We start from the raw sequence: 1,286 nt of genomic DNA on the forward strand, positions 1-1,286 counted from the left end.
GCGGCTCAGGCTGGAGCAACCCCGGTGGGTCAGAGCGGTCTCGAAGATGCGCATCATCGCGTCATAGGTGCGCTGATGCTTCGGCATCGCCGCGTCATCGGGCCCATACGGTTCGGTGTAGGCCTCCAGGGCGGTCTGGATCAGCTCGTGGTCGGCCCCAGGCCCCCACATCCGCAACAGAAACCCGGACTCGAACGTGGGCGAGAATTGCGCGCCCCGGTTCTCGAACGTTTCGTCGTAATTCCGGTCGGCCTTATCGGGGTCCAGGCGGGCGACGAACCATTTCGCCGCGTCCCGCAGCTGGCGCACCGAGGCCTGCGGGCATTCCTTCTTATAGGCGATGAGCCCGTATTCTAACCGGGCCCGAAACCCCTCCGCCGAAGGACGCTGGGCACGGAATTCCTCATCCGTTGTTTCGAGGACCTTCGCCCATTCGGTGGTGGCTTTTTCGGTGGAGGTCGCGATGGCGCACGCTTCACCCAGCGACAGGGCCTTGTTCTGGAAGGCTTCTTCCACCAGGGGCAGCTGCTGCTGATGCAACGCTCGGGCGAGGGTGGCAAGGCTCTTGGCCTCGGCCGGAGAGGTCCCCCACTGGTGGGTGATCCACGCCTGGATGCTGCGCTGGCCGCCCTCTTCCAACAGGGCACCGGTGGTCTCCATGCGGGCCAGGGCGGGCAGCATCCCGTAGCGGATGCGGTCTGTTTCCTGGTTGAGGCGGCCGAACTGTGCGAGCACCTCGGTTTCGCACCCGGACGGGATATCCCGTTCGGAGAATTCCACCGCCATCTCCCGCGCACCCGCCATCGCCTTATCGACCGGGGTGTTCCCGGTCGGGCGCGGTGCGTGGGGAGGAAAGCTCATGCTCTGATTATATGCGAACACCCCCAAGAATGGCAGGCCTACCCGCGAGTTTATTAACCGAATTCTGGGGCCGGTATTCCTATCATACGAGGACCCCTGTTTCGGGTTGCCCGCAACCCCTTTTCCCTATGGCCGGATCCGCCCATCGCGGAGACAATCCTGGCGAATTCGAGGGAAGGGGCTCTGAATGGAAACGATCTTGCTCCTAGCGCCATGTTGGGCGCCCAAATCGGCGCTACGAGCAAGATCATCGCTGTGAAGACCAGGGCCGGCTACCGCAGGGACGCGGCCCGCCCCGTGCCTGGCCTGTAGCGGGTCCTTCGTGACCTCACCCGTCACGTAGTGGCGACGCGCTCAACGATGCAGCGAGGCGGTGGGGAAGGGATCCGGCCGGCCACGGCCGGACCGGGCCCCCGGGGCCCGCA

At 65.1% G+C, this 1,286-nt stretch carries 1 pseudogene; it reads right to left on the reverse strand.

The window, feature by feature from the left end:
- A pseudogene (locus tag ABZ717_RS28640) lies at positions 1-861 on the reverse strand (hypothetical protein); the annotation flags it as partial.
- Positions 862-1,286 lie beyond the last annotated feature (425 nt).

The sequence above is a fragment of the Nocardiopsis sp. NPDC006832 genome, from assembly GCF_040635885.1.
GTDB lineage: Bacteria > Actinomycetota > Actinomycetes > Streptosporangiales > Streptosporangiaceae > Nocardiopsis.